Genomic DNA, 16562 nt, shown 5'->3' on the forward strand with positions numbered 1-16562 from the left:
GTCGGTGGTCACCAGTACTCTTGACATCGGGGGCTTCTCACGTCCGATCGTCACCACTTTCCTTACCCTGCAACAGAAGTTGCACTTCTCGCATCCACTTCCGATTCACTCTTTTCGGTGATGATCTTCGCTCAGGTGTTCGGTACTGTCGGTTGTGTGAGTACCGCGATCCTTCATCCCGCCGATCAGCAGCTGGCCTCCGCCGCGCTCGATCGTTACTGCGAGCTGGAACGCGCCATCTCTCACCTTCAAGCTCAGCAAACCCGTGTGCTCGCCGAGCTTTCCCGCTATGGCAGCACCGTTTCCGTTGCCGCCGAGGTCGCGCTCGCGGTTCATGCCGACGAGCGTTACGTCGCCACCAAAGTCGCCGATGCTCGCGCTCTCACCACCCGGCTCCCTCGTACCTTGGCCGCTCTCGATCGCGGAGACATCGACGGGTACAAGGCCCACACCGTCGCCGAACTCACCCGGACCCTCTCCGATGACCTGGCCCGCGAGGCCGATCTGGTCCTCGACGGGCGGCTGCTCAAGAAGCCCGCCAACCTGCGCCAGGCCGTCAACCGCGTCATCCACAACCTCGATCCCGAAGGCTACGAACGAAGATCCCGGCAGCGCCGGCGCGCCCGCACCGTGTCGCTGCTCCACCAGGACCACACCATGAGCACCCTGACCGCCGACCTCCCTTGCGAAGCCGCGTCCGCGATCTACGCGTCCCTCACCGCCGCGGCGAAGGGGCTTCGGCGGCTCGACAAGACCCGCACGCTCGACCAGCTACGCGCCGACATCCTCACCGACCGGCTCCTCAACGCCGCCAACGGTGACAGCAGCATCAAGACCCACGTCTATGTGTACGTCGACCTGCTCACCCTCACCGGCCTCAACAACGACGCCGCCTACCTGCCCGGCCACGGCCCCATCCCCGCGTGGCTCGCCCGCGACCTCGCCACGGCACCCAACTCGACGTGGTCCCGCCTGATCACCGACCCCGACACCGGCCAGCTCCTCAGCGTCGGCCGCACCAAGTACAAGCCACCCGCCGACCTCGACGACTACATCCGCGTCCGCGCCCGCACCTGCCAAACTCCCGGCTGCAACAACCCCGCCCAGTTCGGCGACATCGACCACACCACCGACTGGCAGCACCGCGGCGAAACCAGCGAAGTGGACCTACGAGGCAAATGCCGACACCATCACAAACTCAAAGACGAACCCGGCTGGACGTACCTCGCAGGCCCCGGCGGCACATCCATCATCAAGACCCCCGCCGGACGCATCTACACCAGCGAGCCGGAACCCTTCCACGAACCCAGGAGACCACCCGAAGACCCACCGCCACCCTGATCACGCGCGACAAGACCCGAGCGCGTCGCCGGAGCACCGGCAGGACCCGAAAGGATCGCGAAGCCCAACGGCCCTACATTCCCCGTCACGCCACAACCCATAACGGTCAACGGCGAATCCCGGCATCCACCTGGTAACGACCCTCAAACCCCGCCGCCGGCACGCCGATGAATCACGTAGCGACCCTCCGGAGGCGGCCATGACGACGGCGACCACATCCCCGCAGACCACGCTCGTCCACTCCTACCTCTTCCTGCGGCGCGCGATCGGCCTGATCGGGCTCGCGTTGCCGTTCGTGCTGATCCTCGGCAAACAGCTCGTCCAGGGCGGCGACCTCATCGGCTCGCTCAGCGGCTACTACTACAGCGACCTGCGGGACGTCTTCGTCGGCGCGATGTGCGCCGTCGGGGTGTTCCTGCTCGCCTACTACGGCCACGACTACGTCGACAACATCGCGAGCACCGTGGCCGGGCTCGGCGCGATCGGGCTGGCGCTCTTCCCCACCACGCCCGGCGCGGCCGCGACGACCTGGGACCGGACCTCCGGCGTCCTGCACCTGTCGTTCGCGGTGGTGTTCTTCCTGAGCTTGGCCTACTTCTGCCTGCGCCTGTTCCCGCACGACGGCGAGCAGGCACCCGGCACGAGCGTGGTCTACCGCACCTGCGGCGGCGTGATCCTGGCCTGCCTGGTGCTCATCGCCCTCACGAGCTACCTCGGGCTCGTGCCGGCGGTGCACCCGGCGCTGTGGCTGGAGAGCGTCGCGGTGTGGGCGTTCGGGGTCGCCTGGCTGATGAAGGGGCAGACGATGAACCCGTGAGTGTGCCTTAGCCCACTCGACCGGGCCACACCACTGGTTACCCGTGGGTAACAAGGGCTATCGTGCGGTCAACACCGTCTACTTTCTGGAGCATTCGTGGCCGCACCAGCAACGCCGCTTGCGCCGAACGCGCGAGGGGTACGCAACGTCGCCTTCGTCGAGGGGGTACGGACCCCCTTCGGCAAGGCCGGCGACAAGGGCATCTACGCCGGGACCCGGGCCGACGACCTGGTCGTCAACGCCATCCGGGAGCTGCTGCGGCGGCATCCGGAGCTGCCGCCCGAGCGCGTCGACGAGGTGGCCATCGCCGCCACCACGCAGATCGGCGACCAGGGCCTGACCATCGGCCGCACGGCCGCGCTGCTCGCCGGGCTACCGAAGTCGGTGCCCGGCTTCGCCCTCGACCGGATGTGCGCCGGCGCCATGACGGCCGTCACGACCACCGCGTCCGGCATCGGCTTCGGCGCCTACGACATCGCGATCGCCGGCGGCGTCGAGCACATGGGCCGGCACCCGATGGGCGAGGGCGTCGACCCGAACCCGCGGATCATCGCCGACAAGCTGGTCGACCCGACCGCGCTCGTCATGGGCCAGACCGCCGAGAACCTGCACGACCGGTTCCCGGACATCACCAAGCTGCGCACCGACACCTACGCCGCGCGCAGCCAGGAGCGTTACGCCGAAGCGGTCAAGACCGGCAAGATCGGCCCCGAGCTGGTCCCCGTCGCCACCCGTTCGAAGGAACTGGGCTGGGGCCTGGCCACCGAGGACGAGCCGCCGCGGCCCGGCACCACGCTGGAGACGCTCGCCGGGCTGAAGACGCCGTTCCGCCCGCACGGCCGGATCACCGCCGGCAACGCCGCGGGCCTCAACGACGGCGCGACCGCGTCGCTGCTGGCCGACGAGGACACCGCCCGCGAGCTGGGCCTGCCGGTCGCGATGCGGCTGGTCGGTTACTCCTTCGCGGGTGTCGAACCCGAGGTCATGGGCATCGGCCCGGTGCCGGCCACCGAGAAGCTGTTCAAGCGCACCGGCCTGAGCATCGACGACATCGGCCTGTTCGAGATCAACGAGGCCTTCGCCGTGCAGGTGCTGGCCTTCCTCGACCACTTCGGCATCGCCGACGACGACCCGCGCGTGAACCAGTGGGGCGGCGCGATCGCGTGCGGCCACCCGCTGGCCTCGTCCGGCGTCCGGCTGATGACGCAGCTCGCGCGCCAGTTCGCCGAGCGGCCCGACGTGCAGTACGGCATCACCACGATGTGCATCGGCATCGGCATGGGCGGCACCGTGATCTGGGAGAACCCGGCCTTCGAGGGGGCGAAGTAATGACTTTCACCGCTGAAGAAGCGAAGGCCGCGTTCCCCGACGAGGTCGTCACGAACGCCGTGACGCGGCTGGTCAAGGTGCCCGGACTCGACAAGCCGGTCGCCCTGATCACGCTCGACAACGGCCACGACCACACCCGGCCGAACACCTTCGGCCCGCAAGGGCTCGTGTCGCTCAACACCGCGCTGGACAAGGCGTTCGAGGCCGAGCCGGCCGCGATCGCCGTCACCGGCAAGCCGTTCATCTTCGCCGTCGGCGCGGACCTCTCCGGTGTCGAATCCGTGAGCGACCCGAAGCTGGCGCGCGAGATCGCCCAGACCGGGCACGACGTGTTCCGCCGCCTCACCGAGACGAAGATCCCGACGTTCGGGTTCATCAACGGCGCGGTCATGGGCGGCGGGCTCGAGCTCGCGCTGTCGTGTCACTACCGGACGCTCTCGGAGAACACCGCCGCGATCGCGTTCCCCGAGGTCTTCCTCGGCCTGTTCCCGGGCTGGGGCGGCACGCAGCTGCTGCCGAACCTCATCGGCCCGGACGCCGCCGTCACCGTGATCATCGAGAACGCGCTGGCGCAGAACAAGATGCTCAACGTCAAGAAGACGGCCGAGCTGGGCATCGTCGACGCCGTCTTCGGCTCGGCGGACTACCTCGAGCAGTCGCTGCTGTGGCTGGCGAAGGTCGTCAACGGCGAGATCACCCCGGCCCGTCGCGAGATCGACCGCGGCGCCGAGTGGGACACCGCCATCGCCCGCGCGAAGTCCCTTGTGGACGGCCGGACGCACGGCGCCTCCCCGGGCGCGACCAAGGCCGTCGAGCTGCTGGAGCTGGCCCGCGAGAACGACTTGGACCGTGGCTACGCGGCCGAGACGGACGGCCTGGCCGAGCTGCTCATGTCCGACGTCCTGCGCGCCGGGCTGTACTCGTTCAACCTGGTCAACAAGCGCGCCAAGCGCCCGGCCGGCGCGCCGGACAGGAACCTGGCGCGCAAGGTGAACAAGGTCGGCATCGTCGGCGCCGGCCTGATGGCCAGCCAGCTCGCGCTGCTGTTCGTGCGACGGCTGAAGGTGCCGGTCGTGCTGACCGACGTCGACCAGGCGCGCGTCGACAAGGGCGTCGGGTACGTCCACGACGAGATCGACAAGCTCCTGGCCAAGAAGCGCGTCTCCCCGGACGGCGCCAACCGGCTCAAGGCGCTCGTCTCCGGCTCGCTCGACAAGGCCGCGTTCTCCGACGCCGACTTCGTCATCGAGGCGGTGTTCGAGGAGCTGGGCGTCAAGCAGCAGGTGTTCGCCGAGCTGGAGCAGCACGTCTCCCCCGAGGCGATCCTGGCGACCAACACGTCGTCGCTGTCGATCACCGCGATGGCGTCGAAGCTGCAGCACCCCGAGCGCGTGGTCGGCTTCCACTTCTTCAACCCGGTGGCCGTGCTGCCGCTGCTGGAGATCGTCCGCGGCGAGCAGACCGACGACGCGTCGCTCGCGACGGCGTTCTCGGTCGGCAAGCAGCTGAAGAAGTCCAGCGTGCTGGTGAAGGACGCTAGCGCGTTCGTCGTCAACCGGCTCCTGCTGCGCTTCCTCGGCGAGGTGCTGGTGGCGGTCGACGAGGGCACGCCGTTCGAGGTCGCCGACGGCGCGCTCGAACCACTCGGCCTGCCGATGTCGCCGCTGACGCTGATGCAGCTCGTCGGCCCGGCCATCGCGCTGCACGTCGGCGAGACGCTGCACGAGGCGTTCCCGGACCGGGTCACGGTCAGCGACAACCTCGCCAAGTTCGTCAAGGCGGGCAAGAAGGGCGTCTGGGTCTGGGACGACAAGGGCAACCAGTCGCCCGACCCCGAGGTCGTCGAGCTGTGGACGCAGGGCGACAAGCCGTCCACCTCGGAGCAGGTGCGTGAGCGCGCGCTCTCGGCCATCGCCGAGGAGATCCGGATCATGCTCGACGAGGGCGTGGTCGCCGAGGCGCAGGACATCGACCTGTGCCTGATCCTCGGCGCCGGCTGGCCGTTCTGGAACGGCGGCATCACGCCGTACCTGGACCGCTCCGGTGTGTCCGAGCGCGTGAACGGCAAGCCGTTCCTCGCCCCGGGCGTCGCGTCGGTCCCGGCTTCCTGACGGATCAGTATTCGCCCTCGCGAGGGCACTTCGGCGGCGGCGCGGTGACTTTCAGCTGCGCCGCCGCCGCGTTCAGGTCGTTGACCTGCACCTGATCGGCGTTCGTGATGCGGGCGTGCAGCTCCCGCGCCCAGGCGTCCAGGTCCGTGCCCGGAACCGCGAGCAGCGACACCGACGCGGGCAACGCGTCGGGCTGGGTCGCCTGCAGCAACTCGGGCTGGTCCTTGAAGACGTCCTTGAACCGGGCGAACGCCTCCGCTTTGGTCTGGACGAACACCCGCCGCGCCTTCGGGTCGTCGTGGAAGGTGTCCGCGGCCGTGCGCATCTCCGTGTCGGTCCGGAAGTACACCGCGACCGACGCGCACAGGTTGTGCCCGGCCAGCGGAACGGGGTTCGTATCCACCGGCAGATCGGGCGGCCGCAGCAGCGCCGCGACGAAGAACGCGAGCCCCACTCCGGCGCCCAGGGCCGCCGCGACGACCGGGACCACGATCCGGACCAGCGACCTCGGTTTCTCCACCACACCGAGGATCACAGCACACCCCGGCCGTCTTCGGCCGCCGGACACGGTCCGTTCACCGGCACGGCGCAGCGCGAAGGGCGGCTGCCGAGGTGCGGGGGTCACGTGCAGCGAACTGCCTGCGACGACAAGGATCCGGCGGCGACGGGCTGACCGCTAGCCGACCGGCAGGTGCACCGTCACCGCGAGCCCGCCACCGACGATCGGCTCCGCCGTCACGCTGCCGCCGTGGGCGTGGACCGCCGCGCGGACGATCGACAACCCCAGGCCCGCGCCGAAGCGGGCCGTGCGGGCCACGCCCGCGCGGCGGAACGGCTCGAACAGTTCCGGCACGACGGCCGGGTCCACGAGACCGCCCGACGAGCGGACGCGCAGCACCGACCACTGCGGGCCCGGCTGGGTCACAACGTCCAGCCAGCCGTTGTCGACGTTGTGGCGGACGGCGTTCTCCAGCAGGTTGCCCGCGATCCGTTCCAGCAGCGCGGGATCGCCGAACGTGGGCGCCGGCGCCACCGTGAACGCGGCCCGGATCCCGCGCTGCTCGGCCTCGACGCGGGCCGAGCGCCAGGCCCGGTCGACGACCACCGCCAGGTCCACCGGCTCGCGGACCCCGAGGCCCGCGCCGTCCGTGCGGGCCAGCAGCAGCAACGAGTTCACGAGCAGGCCGGCGCGTTCGGTCGCGTCGCGGACCACCCCGCCCATCCGGCGCAGCTCGGCCACGTCGGCGTCTTCGTCGGCGAGCGTGACGTCCAGTTCCGTGCGGATCACCGACAACGGCGTCCGGAGCTCGTGGCTCGCGTTCGCGACGAAGTGCCGCTGCGCGTCGAACGCGGCCTGCAGCCGGTCGAGCATGTCGTCGAACGTGCCGGCCAGCTCGGCCAGCTCGTCGCGCGGGCGGACCTCGCCGATCCGCTCCCCCATCGACTCGATCGACAGCCGACGCGCCGTGCCGGTGATCTCGCGCAGCGGGAGCAGCACGCGGGAGGTGAACGTCCAGGCGAGGATCGCCGCGGCCGCCACCACCAGCAGGAACGAGATCGAGCCGAACAGCAGCATCCGGTTGCGGGCGTGCACGCGCAGGTGCTCCGCGAGCGTCGAGGCGTCCACCTGGACGCCGTCGACGACCACGGTGCTGCCCGGCGGCATCTGCGGGACCGCGTCGAGCGAGTCCCGCACCAGCGTCCAGGCCAGCCAGAGCAGCAGCAGGCTGACGGCGGCGACCAGCACGGTCGCCAGCAGGGTGATCCGGGCGCGGAGGCTGCGGGTGCCCGGCAGGTTCACGCGCGCGGCGTGCCGGGCTCCGGCACCCGGTACCCGGACCCGACGACGGTCTCGATGATCCCCGGCTCGCCGAGCTTCTTGCGCAGCGTCATGACGGTGACCCGGACGGTCGTGGTGAACGGGTCGGCGTTCTCGTCCCAGACCCGTTCGAGCAGCTCTTCGCTGCTGACGACCGAACCGGCGGCCGAGAGCAGCACCTCGAGGACGCCGAATTCCTTGCGGGTCAGCTCGACCGGCCCGCTGGCGCGGCGCACGGTGCGCTTCGCCGGGTCCAGCTCGACGTCACCCGCGGTCAGCAGCGGCGGCGCGGCCGGCGTGGCCCGGCGGCCCAGGGCCCGGACCCGGGCGACCAGCTCGGGGAAGGCGAACGGTTTCGCGAGGTAGTCGTCGGCGCCGAGCGACAGCCCCTCGACCCGGTCCGACACCGAACTGCTCGCGGTCAGCATCAGCACCCGCGTCAGCTCGCCGGACGCGACGATCTCGCGGCACAGCTCGTCACCGGACATCCCGGGCAGGTCCCGGTCCAGCAACACGACGTCGTACCGCGTGACGGCGGCCTTCTCATGACCGTCGTCGCCCGTGAGCGCGACGTCCACCGCCATGCCTTCGCGGCGCAGGCCACGGGCGATCGCGTCGGCCAGGGGTTCTTCGTCCTCGACTACCAAAACTCGCACCGGACCACAATCCCATATTTTCCTGAGAGTGCCCTTTAAGGACTATGTGTGTCCGGTGTGGCCCAGCGCAGCGCGAACCACAGCCGCATCCGGGTCTCCGGGTCCGCCAGGTCCACGTCCAGCGCGCGCTCCGCCTGCGCGATCCGGTGCCGGACGCTGTTGCGGTGCACGCCCAGGGCCGTCGCGGTCGCCTCCCAGCCGCCGTGGTGGGCCAGCCACGTGCGCAACGTCGGCACCAGTTCCCGGTCCCCCGCCCGGTCCAGGGCCAGCAGCGGCCGCAGGGCCCGGGCCGCGAACTCGCGGGACGCGTCCGGCGCCACCAGCGCGTCGAAGTCGAGCGGGCCGCTGCCGGCGAGCACCGGGCGGCCGAGGGCCACCGCCCGCTCCAGCAGCAGCTCCACCTCGGCGACGGCGTCGGCCAGGCGCTCGGCCGGGACCGGGGAGCCGGCCGCCGCGAGCCAGCCGTGCGCGCGCAGGTCCTCCAGGTCACCCGGCGAAGGGCCGGTGATCGCGACGAACCGCGGGCCGGGCCGGACCTCGACCAGTGGTGTGTCCAGCCGCGCGCGCAACCAGTCCGGACGCAGGGCCACCTCGCCGGGTCCGCGGCGGTACGGCGCCCCGGCGACCAGCCGGCAGGTGCCGGACCCCAGCACCGCCCGCGCGACGCCGTCGGCCGACGCTTGTCCGAGCAGCAGCCCGGTGGCCGCCGCACCCAGCTCGGCCGCGTCGGAACCGGCGCGCCCGACCAGGCCGAGCAGGGCCGCGCCGACGGCGAGGATCGCGCGGTCGGCGCTGTCGAACCGGCGGGTGCGGCCGGTGACCACCAGGTGCGACGCCGTCGCCTGCGGGTACACCGGCTGGACCACGACGACCTCGCCGCCGGCCAGCTCGGTCGTCGCGCTGCGGATCCCGCTGCCGGACCGCACGGTGGCGACCAGCTCGCGCACCTCGGGTGGCAATGGCGTGGGCGCGTCGTGGGCCGAGGCCAGCACGTCCCCGGCGCCGACCAGCGCGACCCAGGAGCGCAGCCGGTCCGCAAGCGCTTCCGTCAGCTCGCCGAGCCCGCCGCCGGCGGCCCGCGTCAACGCCTCCCGGGCCGCGGTGATCCGCCGTTGCTCCCGCTGGCCCGCCTCGGTCAGCGCGACCGAGACGGCCCGGTTGATCGCCAGGAACGGCGTCCGCGGCGGCACCACCAGCAGCGGCAGCCCGTGCCGCGCACAGGCTCGCCGCAGCGGTTCGGGCAGTGTCTCCGAGACCGTCGGGGTGAGCCCGAAGCCGAGGGCCGTCACGCCGGCTTCGCGCAGACCGCGCACGTACCGGTCGACGTCCTCGGGCAGGTTCACCCCGGCGGTGAGGATCAGCTCCTCGCCGATCAGGTACGGCGCGGGGTCGCGCAGCTCGCTGACGTGCGCCCAGCGCACCGGGGCGTCGAGCGCGCCCGGCCGCAGCGTCTCGGGGACGACGTCGAGCGCGAGCTCCCGGTTGCCGACGACGTCCCGTAACGGGACATTCACTTCGGTGGACCAGGGATCCGCGTTCTGGGTCATTACGTCCTCAAGTAGAGCAAGCGAAGGATGGATCGTCCCATGCCGGAGGGGTGGCCCGCGAACCTACGGTGACCCGAACACCACCGAAGAGGTAAGGAGGACCACCGTGACCGGGGACTACGTGGTGATCGCGCTCTACATCGCGGGGATGCTCGGGGTCGGCTGGTACGGCCTCCGGCTCGCGAAGACGAAGTCCGACTACCTCGTCGCCGGGCGGCGGCTGGGCTGGTTCATGTACTCCGGCACGATGTCGGCCGTCGTGCTCGGCGGCGCGTCCACCGTCGGCGGCGTGAAGCTCGGCTACACCTACGGCATCTCCGGCGCCTGGCTGGTACTCACCATCGGCGTCGGCATCCTGGTGCTGCACGCGGTGTTCGCGCGCCGGCTGGTGCGGCTCAAGGTCTACACCGTCGGCGAGATGCTCGACCTGCGCTACGGCGGCAACACCAGCGCCGTGTCCGGCATCGTGATGTGGGGCTACACCCTGATGCTCACGGTGACCTCGACGCTGGCGTTCGCCACCATCTTCAAGGTGCTGTTCGACCTGCCGAACTGGGCCGGCATCGCCATCGGCGGCGCGATCGTGGTGCTCTACTCGGTGCTCGGCGGCATGTGGTCGATCACGCTCACCGACATCGCCCAGTTCGTCATCAAGACCATCGGCATCCTGGCGATCCTGCTGCCGGTCGCGATCAGTTCCGCCGGCGGCTTCAGCGGCATGAGCGAGAAGCTCGACCCGAGCTTCTTCAGCTTCACCTCGATCGGCACGGACACGATCGTCACGTACTTCGTGATCTACACCTTCGGCCTGCTGATCGGCCAGGACATCTGGCAGCGCGTGTTCACCGCCCGCACCCCCGCGATCGCGACGTCCGGCGGCATCACCTCCGGCGTCTACTGCCTGGTCTACGGCGTCGCCGGCGCGCTGATCGGGATGGCCGCCCACGCGCTCTACCCGGACCTCGGCAGCGCGCAGGACGCCTTCGCGACGATCGTCGAGCGCTTGCTGCCGACCGGCGTCCGCGGGCTGGTGCTGGCCGCCGCGCTCTCGGCGATGATGTCGACCGCCAGCGGCGCGCTGATCGCCTGCGCCACCACCACGACGTCCGACCTGCTCACCAAGCTGGGCCTGAAGAACAGCGAAACCGGCGAAGTGCGCCGCAACCGGATCACCACGCTCGTGCTCGGCCTGGTCGCGATCGGCATCGCGATGATCGTCGACGATGTCGTCAACGCGCTCACCATCGCCTACGACATCCTGGTCGGCGGCCTGCTGGTGGCGATCGTCGGCGCCCTGTTCTGGAAGCGCGGCACCCGCCAGGGCGCGTACGCCTCGATGATCGCAGGCACGGTGTCCGTGGTGACGTTCATGATCATCGACGGCGTCGAGGCCAACACCCCGATCTACTGGGGTCTGGGCGCGAGCCTGCTGGTCTACCTGGCCGTCAGCTTCGCCACACCCCGCACGTCCGACTCGATCCTCGCCGTGTGGACCTCCCGCCTGAACGGCGGAGACACCCCCACGCCGATCCCGGAACAGGAGCCCAGCAGTGCCTAACATCGGACCCCTCGACTCGTCGCGGATCCCCCGGTTCGCCGGCTTCGCCACCTTCGCGCGGCTGCCGCGGATCGACCAGGTCCCGCACGCCGACGTCGCCGTCGTCGGGGTGCCCTTCGACTCCGGGGTGTCCTACCGGCCCGGCGCGCGGTTCGGCCCGGCCGCCGTCCGCGAGGCGAGCCGGCTGCTGCGGCCCTACCACCCCGAGCTGGACGTCTCGCCGTTCGCCGAGATGCAGGTGGTGGACGCGGGCGACATCGCCGTCAACCCGTTCAACATCGGCGAAGCGATCGAGACACTGCAGCAGGAAGCCGAGGCGCTGCAGGCGAACGGGACGCGGCTGGTGACCGTCGGCGGCGACCACACGATCGCCCTCCCGTTGCTGCGGGCGGCGGCGAAGAAGCACGGACCCGTGGCGTTGCTGCACTTCGACGCGCACCTCGACACCTGGGACACCTACTTCGGCGAGCCGTACACCCACGGCACCCCGTTCCGGCGGGCGTCGGAGGAGGGCATCCTCGACACGAGCGCGCTGTCGCACGTCGGCACGCGCGGGCCGCTGTACGGCAAGCGGGACCTCGAAGAGGACCGCCGGCTCGGCTTCGGCATCGTGACCTCGGGCGACGTGATGCGCCGCGGTGTCGGCGAGACCGTGGACGCTCTGCGGCAGCGGATCGGCGACCGGCCGCTGTACGTCTCCGTCGACATCGACGTCCTCGACCCGGCCCACGCGCCCGGCACGGGCACCCCGGAAGCCGGCGGGATGACCAGCCGCGAGCTGCTGGAAATCCTGCGCGGCCTGCGTGACCTCAACCTGATCGGGGCCGACGTCGTCGAGCTGGCCCCCGCTTACGACCACGCCGAGATCACCGCCATCGCGGCCTCCCACGTCGCCTACGACCTGGTGAGCCTGCTGACCTTGGGGAAGAGCGCATGACGGACACCGAACGCATCGGCGGCGACGTCGTCGTCGAAACGCTGCGCGCCTTGGGCGCCGACACCGTCTTCGGCCTGCCGGGCCAGCACGCCCTCGGCCTGTTCGAAGCCCTGCGGCGCGCCGACGACCTGCGTCTGATCAGCGCGCGCGTCGAGAACAACCTCGCCTTCGCCGCCGACGGGCACGCCCGCGCGCGGCTCACGGCGAACCCGGACGGCCCGGTCCCGGTCACGCCCCTCGTGGTCTCCACCGGCCCCGGGGCGTTGCTGACGTTGGCTTCCCTGCAGGAATCCCGCGCCGCGTCGGTGCCGGTGCTCGGGATCTCCAGCCAGATCCCGGTCGCCGGGCTCGGCGGTGGCCGTCACGGGTACCTGCACGAGCTTCCCGACCAGCAGGCCAGCTTCGCAGGCGTCGTGAAGTCGGTGCACGTCGTGCGCCGCGCGAGCCAGATCCCGACCGCGCTGCGCGAGGCCTGGACGTCGGCGTCCACCGCGCCCTACGGCCCGGTGTGGGTCGAGATCCCCCAGGACGTGCTGCTCGGCCCGGCCGGCGTCCCGCCGATCACGTCGGTCTCGGCCGCGCCCGCTCCCCTGGCGCCGCTGCCGGAGCTGGTCACCGCGGCGGCGGACCTGCTGGCCGCGGCGGCGAACCCGGTCATCCTCGCCGGCGGCGGCGCGCTGCGGTCCGGCGCCCACGCCGAGCTGACGGCACTCGCCGAAGCGTTGCGCGCGCCCGTGCTGTCCACCTTCGGCGGCAAGGGGGTCTTCGGCTGGGACCACGAGCTGTCCGGGCAGTCGTGGCTGGAAGACTGGCACAGCACGGAGTTCCTGGCGGACGCCGACGTCCTGCTGGTGCTGGGCTCCGGGCTCGGCGAGCTGTCCAGCAACTACCGCGAGTTCGCGCCGCGCGGGCGCGTCATCCAGGTCGAGGCCGACCTGGGCAAGCTCGAGTCGAACTACCCGGGCCTGGGCATCCACGCCGATGTCCGGCTCACGCTGCAGGCCCTTCTGGAGTGGGTGCCGATGCGGCGTTCGGACGGCCGGGCCGAGGCGGCGGTCTCCGGGCTTCTGGAGCGCGTCGAGTCGCGGTTGGACGGTCAGGATCTGGCTGTCGAACGCAAGCTCGTCGACGATGTCCGTGCGGCCGTCCCCGACGGCACGCAGACGTTCTGGGACATGACGATCGCCGCGTACTGGGCCTGGTCGGTGTGGAACCCCGAGGGCGCGCCGATCCACACCTCCCAGGGTGCGGGCGGGCTGGGCTACGGCCTGCCGGGCGCGCTCGGCGGCGCCGCGGCGACCGGCGGGCCCACGCTGGCCGTGTCCGGCGACGGCGGCGCGATGTACGGCGTCGCCGAGCTGGCCACCGCCGTCCAGCAAGGCCTGGACGTCACGTGGCTGATCGTCGACGACGGCGGGTACGGCATCCTCCGCGAGTACCTCACCGGCGCCTTCGGCCAGTCGACGGCCACCGAGCTGGCCCGGCCGGACTTCGTGGCGCTGGCGCGGTCGTTCGGTGTCGCCGCGACGCTGTCCACTTTGGACACGGTCGGCGCCGATCTCGCCGAGGCGTTGCGCACGCCAGGACCGTCCGTCGTGGTCCTGCCCGCCCTGCTGAAGATGTTCGAGCCGACCCACCTGGAGAAGTCATGACGCTCGACCTGACCGACCCGGCGACCGGCGAAGTGTTCGGCGCCAGCCCGATCGCCGGCCAGTCCGATGTGGACAGCGCGCTCGAATCGGCCGCGCGGGCGTTCACGGTGTGGCGGCGCAGCACCCCGGCGCAGCGGCAGCTCGCGCTGCTGAAGATCGCCGACGCCCTGGAGGCCCGCGCGGCGGAGTTCGCCGACCGGGAAGTGCGGGAGACCGGCAAGATCCGGTCCGTCGTGCTGGACGAGGAGATCCCGGAGTGCGTCAGCGCCCTGCGGTTCTTCGCCGGGGCGGCGCGGCACCTGGAGGGCACCGCGGCCGGGGAGTACGCGCCGGGTCACACGTCGGTGATCCGCCGCGAGCCGGTCGGCGTCTGCGCGCAGATCGCGCCGTGGAACTACCCGTTGATGATGGCGATCTGGAAGATCGCGCCGGCCCTGGCCGCCGGCAACACCGTAGTGCTCAAGCCGGCCGAGACGACCCCGTCGACCGCCGTGCTGCTGGCCGAGGTCGCCGCCGAGTTCCTGCCCGAAGGCGCTTTCACCGTTCTGACCGGCGATCGCGACACCGGCCGCGCCCTGGTCAGGAACCCGATCACGGCTCTGGTCTCGATCACCGGGTCGACGCGGGCGGGCATCGACGTCGCCACCGTGGCGGCCGCCGACCTCAAGCGCACCCACCTCGAGCTGGGCGGCAACGCGCCGCTGCTGGTCTTCCCCGACGTCGACCTCGCCTCGACGGCCGAAGGCATCGTGGGCGCCGCGTTCTACAACGCCGGGCAGGACTGCACCGCGGGCAGCCGGGTGCTGGTGCACGCCTCGATCCACGACGACTTCGTCGCGGAGCTGACCAAGACCGCCGTCGCGCAGACCCCGGGCGTCGACTTCGGGCCGCTCAACAGCCGCGCGCAGTTCGACCGCGTCCAGGGCCTGATCGAGCGGCTCCCGTCGCACGCGCGGATCGAGACCGGCGGGGTCCGGCACGGCGACCGTGGGTTCTACTTCTCCCCCACGGTGATTTCGGGGCTGCGCCAGGACGACGAGATCGTCCAGGAGGAGATCTTCGGGCCGGTCATCACGGTCCAGTCCTTTTCGGACGAAGACGAGGGGGTCGCGCTGGCCAACGGCGTGCCGTACGGGCTGGCGTCGTCGGTCTGGACGCGGGACCTCGCGGTCGCCGCGCGCGTCTCGGCCGACCTGGACTTCGGCTGTGTGTGGGTCAACACGCACGGCCCGCTGGTCGCCGAAATGCCGCACGGCGGGTTCGGCCACTCCGGGCACGGCAAGGACCTCTCCTCCTACGCCTTCGCCGAATACACCCGCGTCAAGCACGTCATGACGCGGTTCGCGTGAGCGGCGGGATCACCGAGGTCGAGCAGCACGGGATCGCGCCGATCCCACCCGCCGAACAGACGTCCCGCCCGCGTGACCTGTTCCGGATGGCGTTCGGCGGCGCGAACACGTTCGCCACGATCATCCTGGGCACGCTGCCGATCGCGTACGGCCTGAGCTTCCGGGCCGCGCTGGCGGCGACGGCGATCGGCGTGGTACTCGGCGGGCTCGTGCTGGCCCCGATGGCGTTGTTCGGCCCGCGCACCCGCACGAACAACGCGGTGTCGTCCGGCGCGCACTTCGGCGTCGTCGGGCGGTGTGTCGGGTCGTTCCTGTCGCTGCTGACCGCGATCACGTTCTTCGCGATCTCCGTCTGGGTCAGCGGCGACGCCGTCGCCGGGGCAGCGCAACGGCTCTTCGGCTTCGACGGCGGCGCCGCGCTGCCGGCGGCCGCGTACGGCGTCATCGCGCTCGCGACGCTCGTCGTCTGCATCTACGGCTACCGGTTCATGCTGCTGGTCAACCGGGTCGCGGTGGTACTGGGCACGGCGATCATGCTGCTCGGCGTCCTCGCCTACGGCGGCACGTTCGACCCGGGCTACGGCGGCACGGGCACGTACGCGCTGGGCACGTTCGGGCCGACGTTCATCCTCGCGGTGGTCACGGCGCTGGCCAACCCGATCTCGTTCGGCGCGTTCCTCGGCGACTGGTCCCGCTACATACCTTCCCACCACAGCAAACGCTCCCTGCTGGCGGCGCCGTTCCTCGCGCAGGTGGCGACGCTGCTGCCGTTCGGCTTCGGCATCGCGACCGCGACCCTGGTCGCCGACCCGGCCGACTACATCACCGGCCTGACGGTGATTTCCCCGCTCTGGTACGCGATCCCACTGATCGTGGTGGCACTGATCGGCGGCCTGTCGACCGGCACGACGTCGCTCTACGGCACCGGCCTGGACTTCAGCTCGATCTTCCCGCGGCTGTCACGAGTCCAGGCGACGCTGCTGATCGGCACGCTCAGCGTGGTGTTCATCTTCGTCGGCAACTTCGCGCTCGACATGGTGTCGAGCATCAACGCGTTCGCCACCCTGATCGTGCTGTGCACGTCACCGTGGATGGTGATCATGATGATCGGCTTCGTCCAGCGGCGCGGCTTCTACGACGTCGCCGACCTGCAGGTGTTCAACGAAGGCCGTCGCGGAGGCCGGTACTGGTTCACCCGCGGCGTGAACTGGCGCGCGATGGCGGCCTGGATCCCGGCGACGGCGCTGGGCCTGCTGTGCGCGAACACGCCGATGATCGCGGGCCCGCTGCGCGACATCGCCGGCGGCGTCGACATCAGCCTGCTGGTGACCCTGGGCACGGCGGCGATCGCGTACCCGCTGCTGGTGAAGCTGTTCCCGGAGCCAGCGGAGGTCTTCGGTCGGGCGACCGCGCCGGTGCGCGACGCGGTGCCCGCCGAAGCCTGAT

Annotated in this window: 13 protein-coding genes; 9 read left to right on the forward strand and 4 right to left on the reverse strand. The window is 71.1% G+C overall.

Annotated elements, in window-relative coordinates:
* The first annotated feature begins 120 nt into the window (after window positions 1–120).
* From OG494_RS22335 to OG494_RS22350, 4 genes are all read left to right on the forward strand, one after another.
* Entirely contained in the window at window positions 121–1341 is a 1221-nt protein-coding gene (locus OG494_RS22335) for an HNH endonuclease signature motif containing protein (protein WP_328458996.1), read from the forward strand.
* 199 nt (window positions 1342–1540) lie between these two features.
* A complete protein-coding gene (locus tag OG494_RS22340) occupies window positions 1541–2158 on the forward strand; it encodes a DUF998 domain-containing protein (protein ID WP_328458695.1) in 618 nt (205 codons plus the stop codon).
* Between the two features lie 96 nt (window positions 2159–2254).
* Window positions 2255–3487, forward strand: a complete 1233-nt coding sequence (locus OG494_RS22345) for a thiolase family protein (protein ID WP_328458696.1) — start codon at window positions 2255–2257, stop codon at window positions 3485–3487.
* A complete protein-coding gene (locus OG494_RS22350; RefSeq protein ID WP_328458700.1) occupies window positions 3487–5598 on the forward strand; it encodes a 3-hydroxyacyl-CoA dehydrogenase NAD-binding domain-containing protein in 2112 nt (703 codons plus the stop codon). Before OG494_RS22345 ends, OG494_RS22350 begins: the two co-directional genes overlap by 1 nt.
* A 4-nt stretch (window positions 5599–5602) precedes the next feature.
* Here the strand turns inward: OG494_RS22350 and OG494_RS22355 are convergent, their stop codons facing one another.
* The 4 genes from OG494_RS22355 to OG494_RS22370 all read right to left on the reverse strand — a co-directional run bounded on the left by OG494_RS22355 (window position 5603) and on the right by OG494_RS22370 (window position 9620).
* Window positions 5603–6118 carry a permease-like cell division protein FtsX gene (locus tag OG494_RS22355; RefSeq protein ID WP_328458702.1) on the reverse strand — a complete coding sequence of 172 codons (516 nt, stop codon included), beginning with the start codon at window positions 6116–6118 and terminating at the stop codon, window positions 5603–5605.
* A gap of 156 nt (window positions 6119–6274) precedes the next feature.
* On the reverse strand, window positions 6275–7399 hold the full coding sequence (locus OG494_RS22360; RefSeq protein ID WP_328458704.1) for a sensor histidine kinase: 1125 nt from the start codon (window positions 7397–7399) through the stop codon (window positions 6275–6277).
* Entirely contained in the window at window positions 7396–8073 is a 678-nt protein-coding gene (locus OG494_RS22365) for a response regulator transcription factor (RefSeq protein WP_247049032.1), read from the reverse strand. Before OG494_RS22365 ends, OG494_RS22360 begins: the two co-directional genes overlap by 4 nt.
* A 35-nt stretch (window positions 8074–8108) precedes the next feature.
* A complete protein-coding gene (locus tag OG494_RS22370; protein ID WP_328458706.1) occupies window positions 8109–9620 on the reverse strand; it encodes a PucR family transcriptional regulator in 1512 nt (503 codons plus the stop codon).
* A gap of 106 nt (window positions 9621–9726) precedes the next feature.
* Here OG494_RS22370 and OG494_RS22375 point away from each other — a divergent pair, with 106 nt between their 5' ends.
* The 5 genes from OG494_RS22375 to OG494_RS22395 are packed head-to-tail and all read left to right on the forward strand — an operon-like array spanning window position 9727 to window position 16561.
* Complete coding sequence (locus OG494_RS22375) at window positions 9727–11178, forward strand: sodium:solute symporter (protein ID WP_328458708.1); 1452 nt, start codon at window positions 9727–9729, stop codon at window positions 11176–11178.
* Window positions 11171–12115 (forward strand): agmatinase, encoded by a 945-nt coding sequence (gene speB / locus OG494_RS22380; RefSeq protein ID WP_328458710.1) that lies wholly within the window; start codon window positions 11171–11173, stop codon window positions 12113–12115. The genes OG494_RS22375 and speB overlap by 8 nt, the downstream gene beginning before the upstream one ends.
* Window positions 12112–13767 (forward strand): thiamine pyrophosphate-binding protein, encoded by a 1656-nt coding sequence (locus OG494_RS22385; RefSeq protein WP_328458712.1) that lies wholly within the window; start codon window positions 12112–12114, stop codon window positions 13765–13767. Before speB ends, OG494_RS22385 begins: the two co-directional genes overlap by 4 nt.
* The gene (locus OG494_RS22390; protein WP_328458714.1) at window positions 13764–15116 is read left to right on the forward strand and encodes an aminobutyraldehyde dehydrogenase; all 1353 of its coding nucleotides are present in this window, start codon (window positions 13764–13766) and stop codon (window positions 15114–15116) included. Before OG494_RS22385 ends, OG494_RS22390 begins: the two co-directional genes overlap by 4 nt.
* Window positions 15113–16561 (forward strand): purine-cytosine permease family protein, encoded by a 1449-nt coding sequence (locus OG494_RS22395; protein WP_328458716.1) that lies wholly within the window; start codon window positions 15113–15115, stop codon window positions 16559–16561. The genes OG494_RS22390 and OG494_RS22395 overlap by 4 nt, the downstream gene beginning before the upstream one ends.
* Window position 16562: the final 1 nt, after the last annotated feature.

Origin of the sequence: Amycolatopsis sp. NBC_00438 (genome assembly GCF_036026695.1) — a bacterium.
Lineage (GTDB): Bacteria > Actinomycetota > Actinomycetes > Mycobacteriales > Pseudonocardiaceae > Amycolatopsis.

Bases quoted from the DNA above. Each gene is read 5' to 3' on its own strand.
- OG494_RS22335 (WP_328458996.1), top strand. From the start codon at position 121: ATGATCTTCGCTCAGGTGTTCGGTACTGTCGGTTGTGTGAGTACCGCG.
- OG494_RS22340 (WP_328458695.1), top strand. From the start codon at position 1,541: ATGACGACGGCGACCACATCCCCGCAGACCACGCTCGTCCACTCCTAC.
- OG494_RS22350 (WP_328458700.1), top strand. From the start codon at position 3,487: ATGACTTTCACCGCTGAAGAAGCGAAGGCCGCGTTCCCCGACGAGGTC.
- OG494_RS22370 (WP_328458706.1), bottom strand. From the start codon at position 9,620: ATGACCCAGAACGCGGATCCCTGGTCCACCGAAGTGAATGTCCCGTTA.
- OG494_RS22385 (WP_328458712.1), top strand. From the start codon at position 12,112: ATGACGGACACCGAACGCATCGGCGGCGACGTCGTCGTCGAAACGCTG.
- OG494_RS22390 (WP_328458714.1), top strand. From the start codon at position 13,764: ATGACGCTCGACCTGACCGACCCGGCGACCGGCGAAGTGTTCGGCGCC.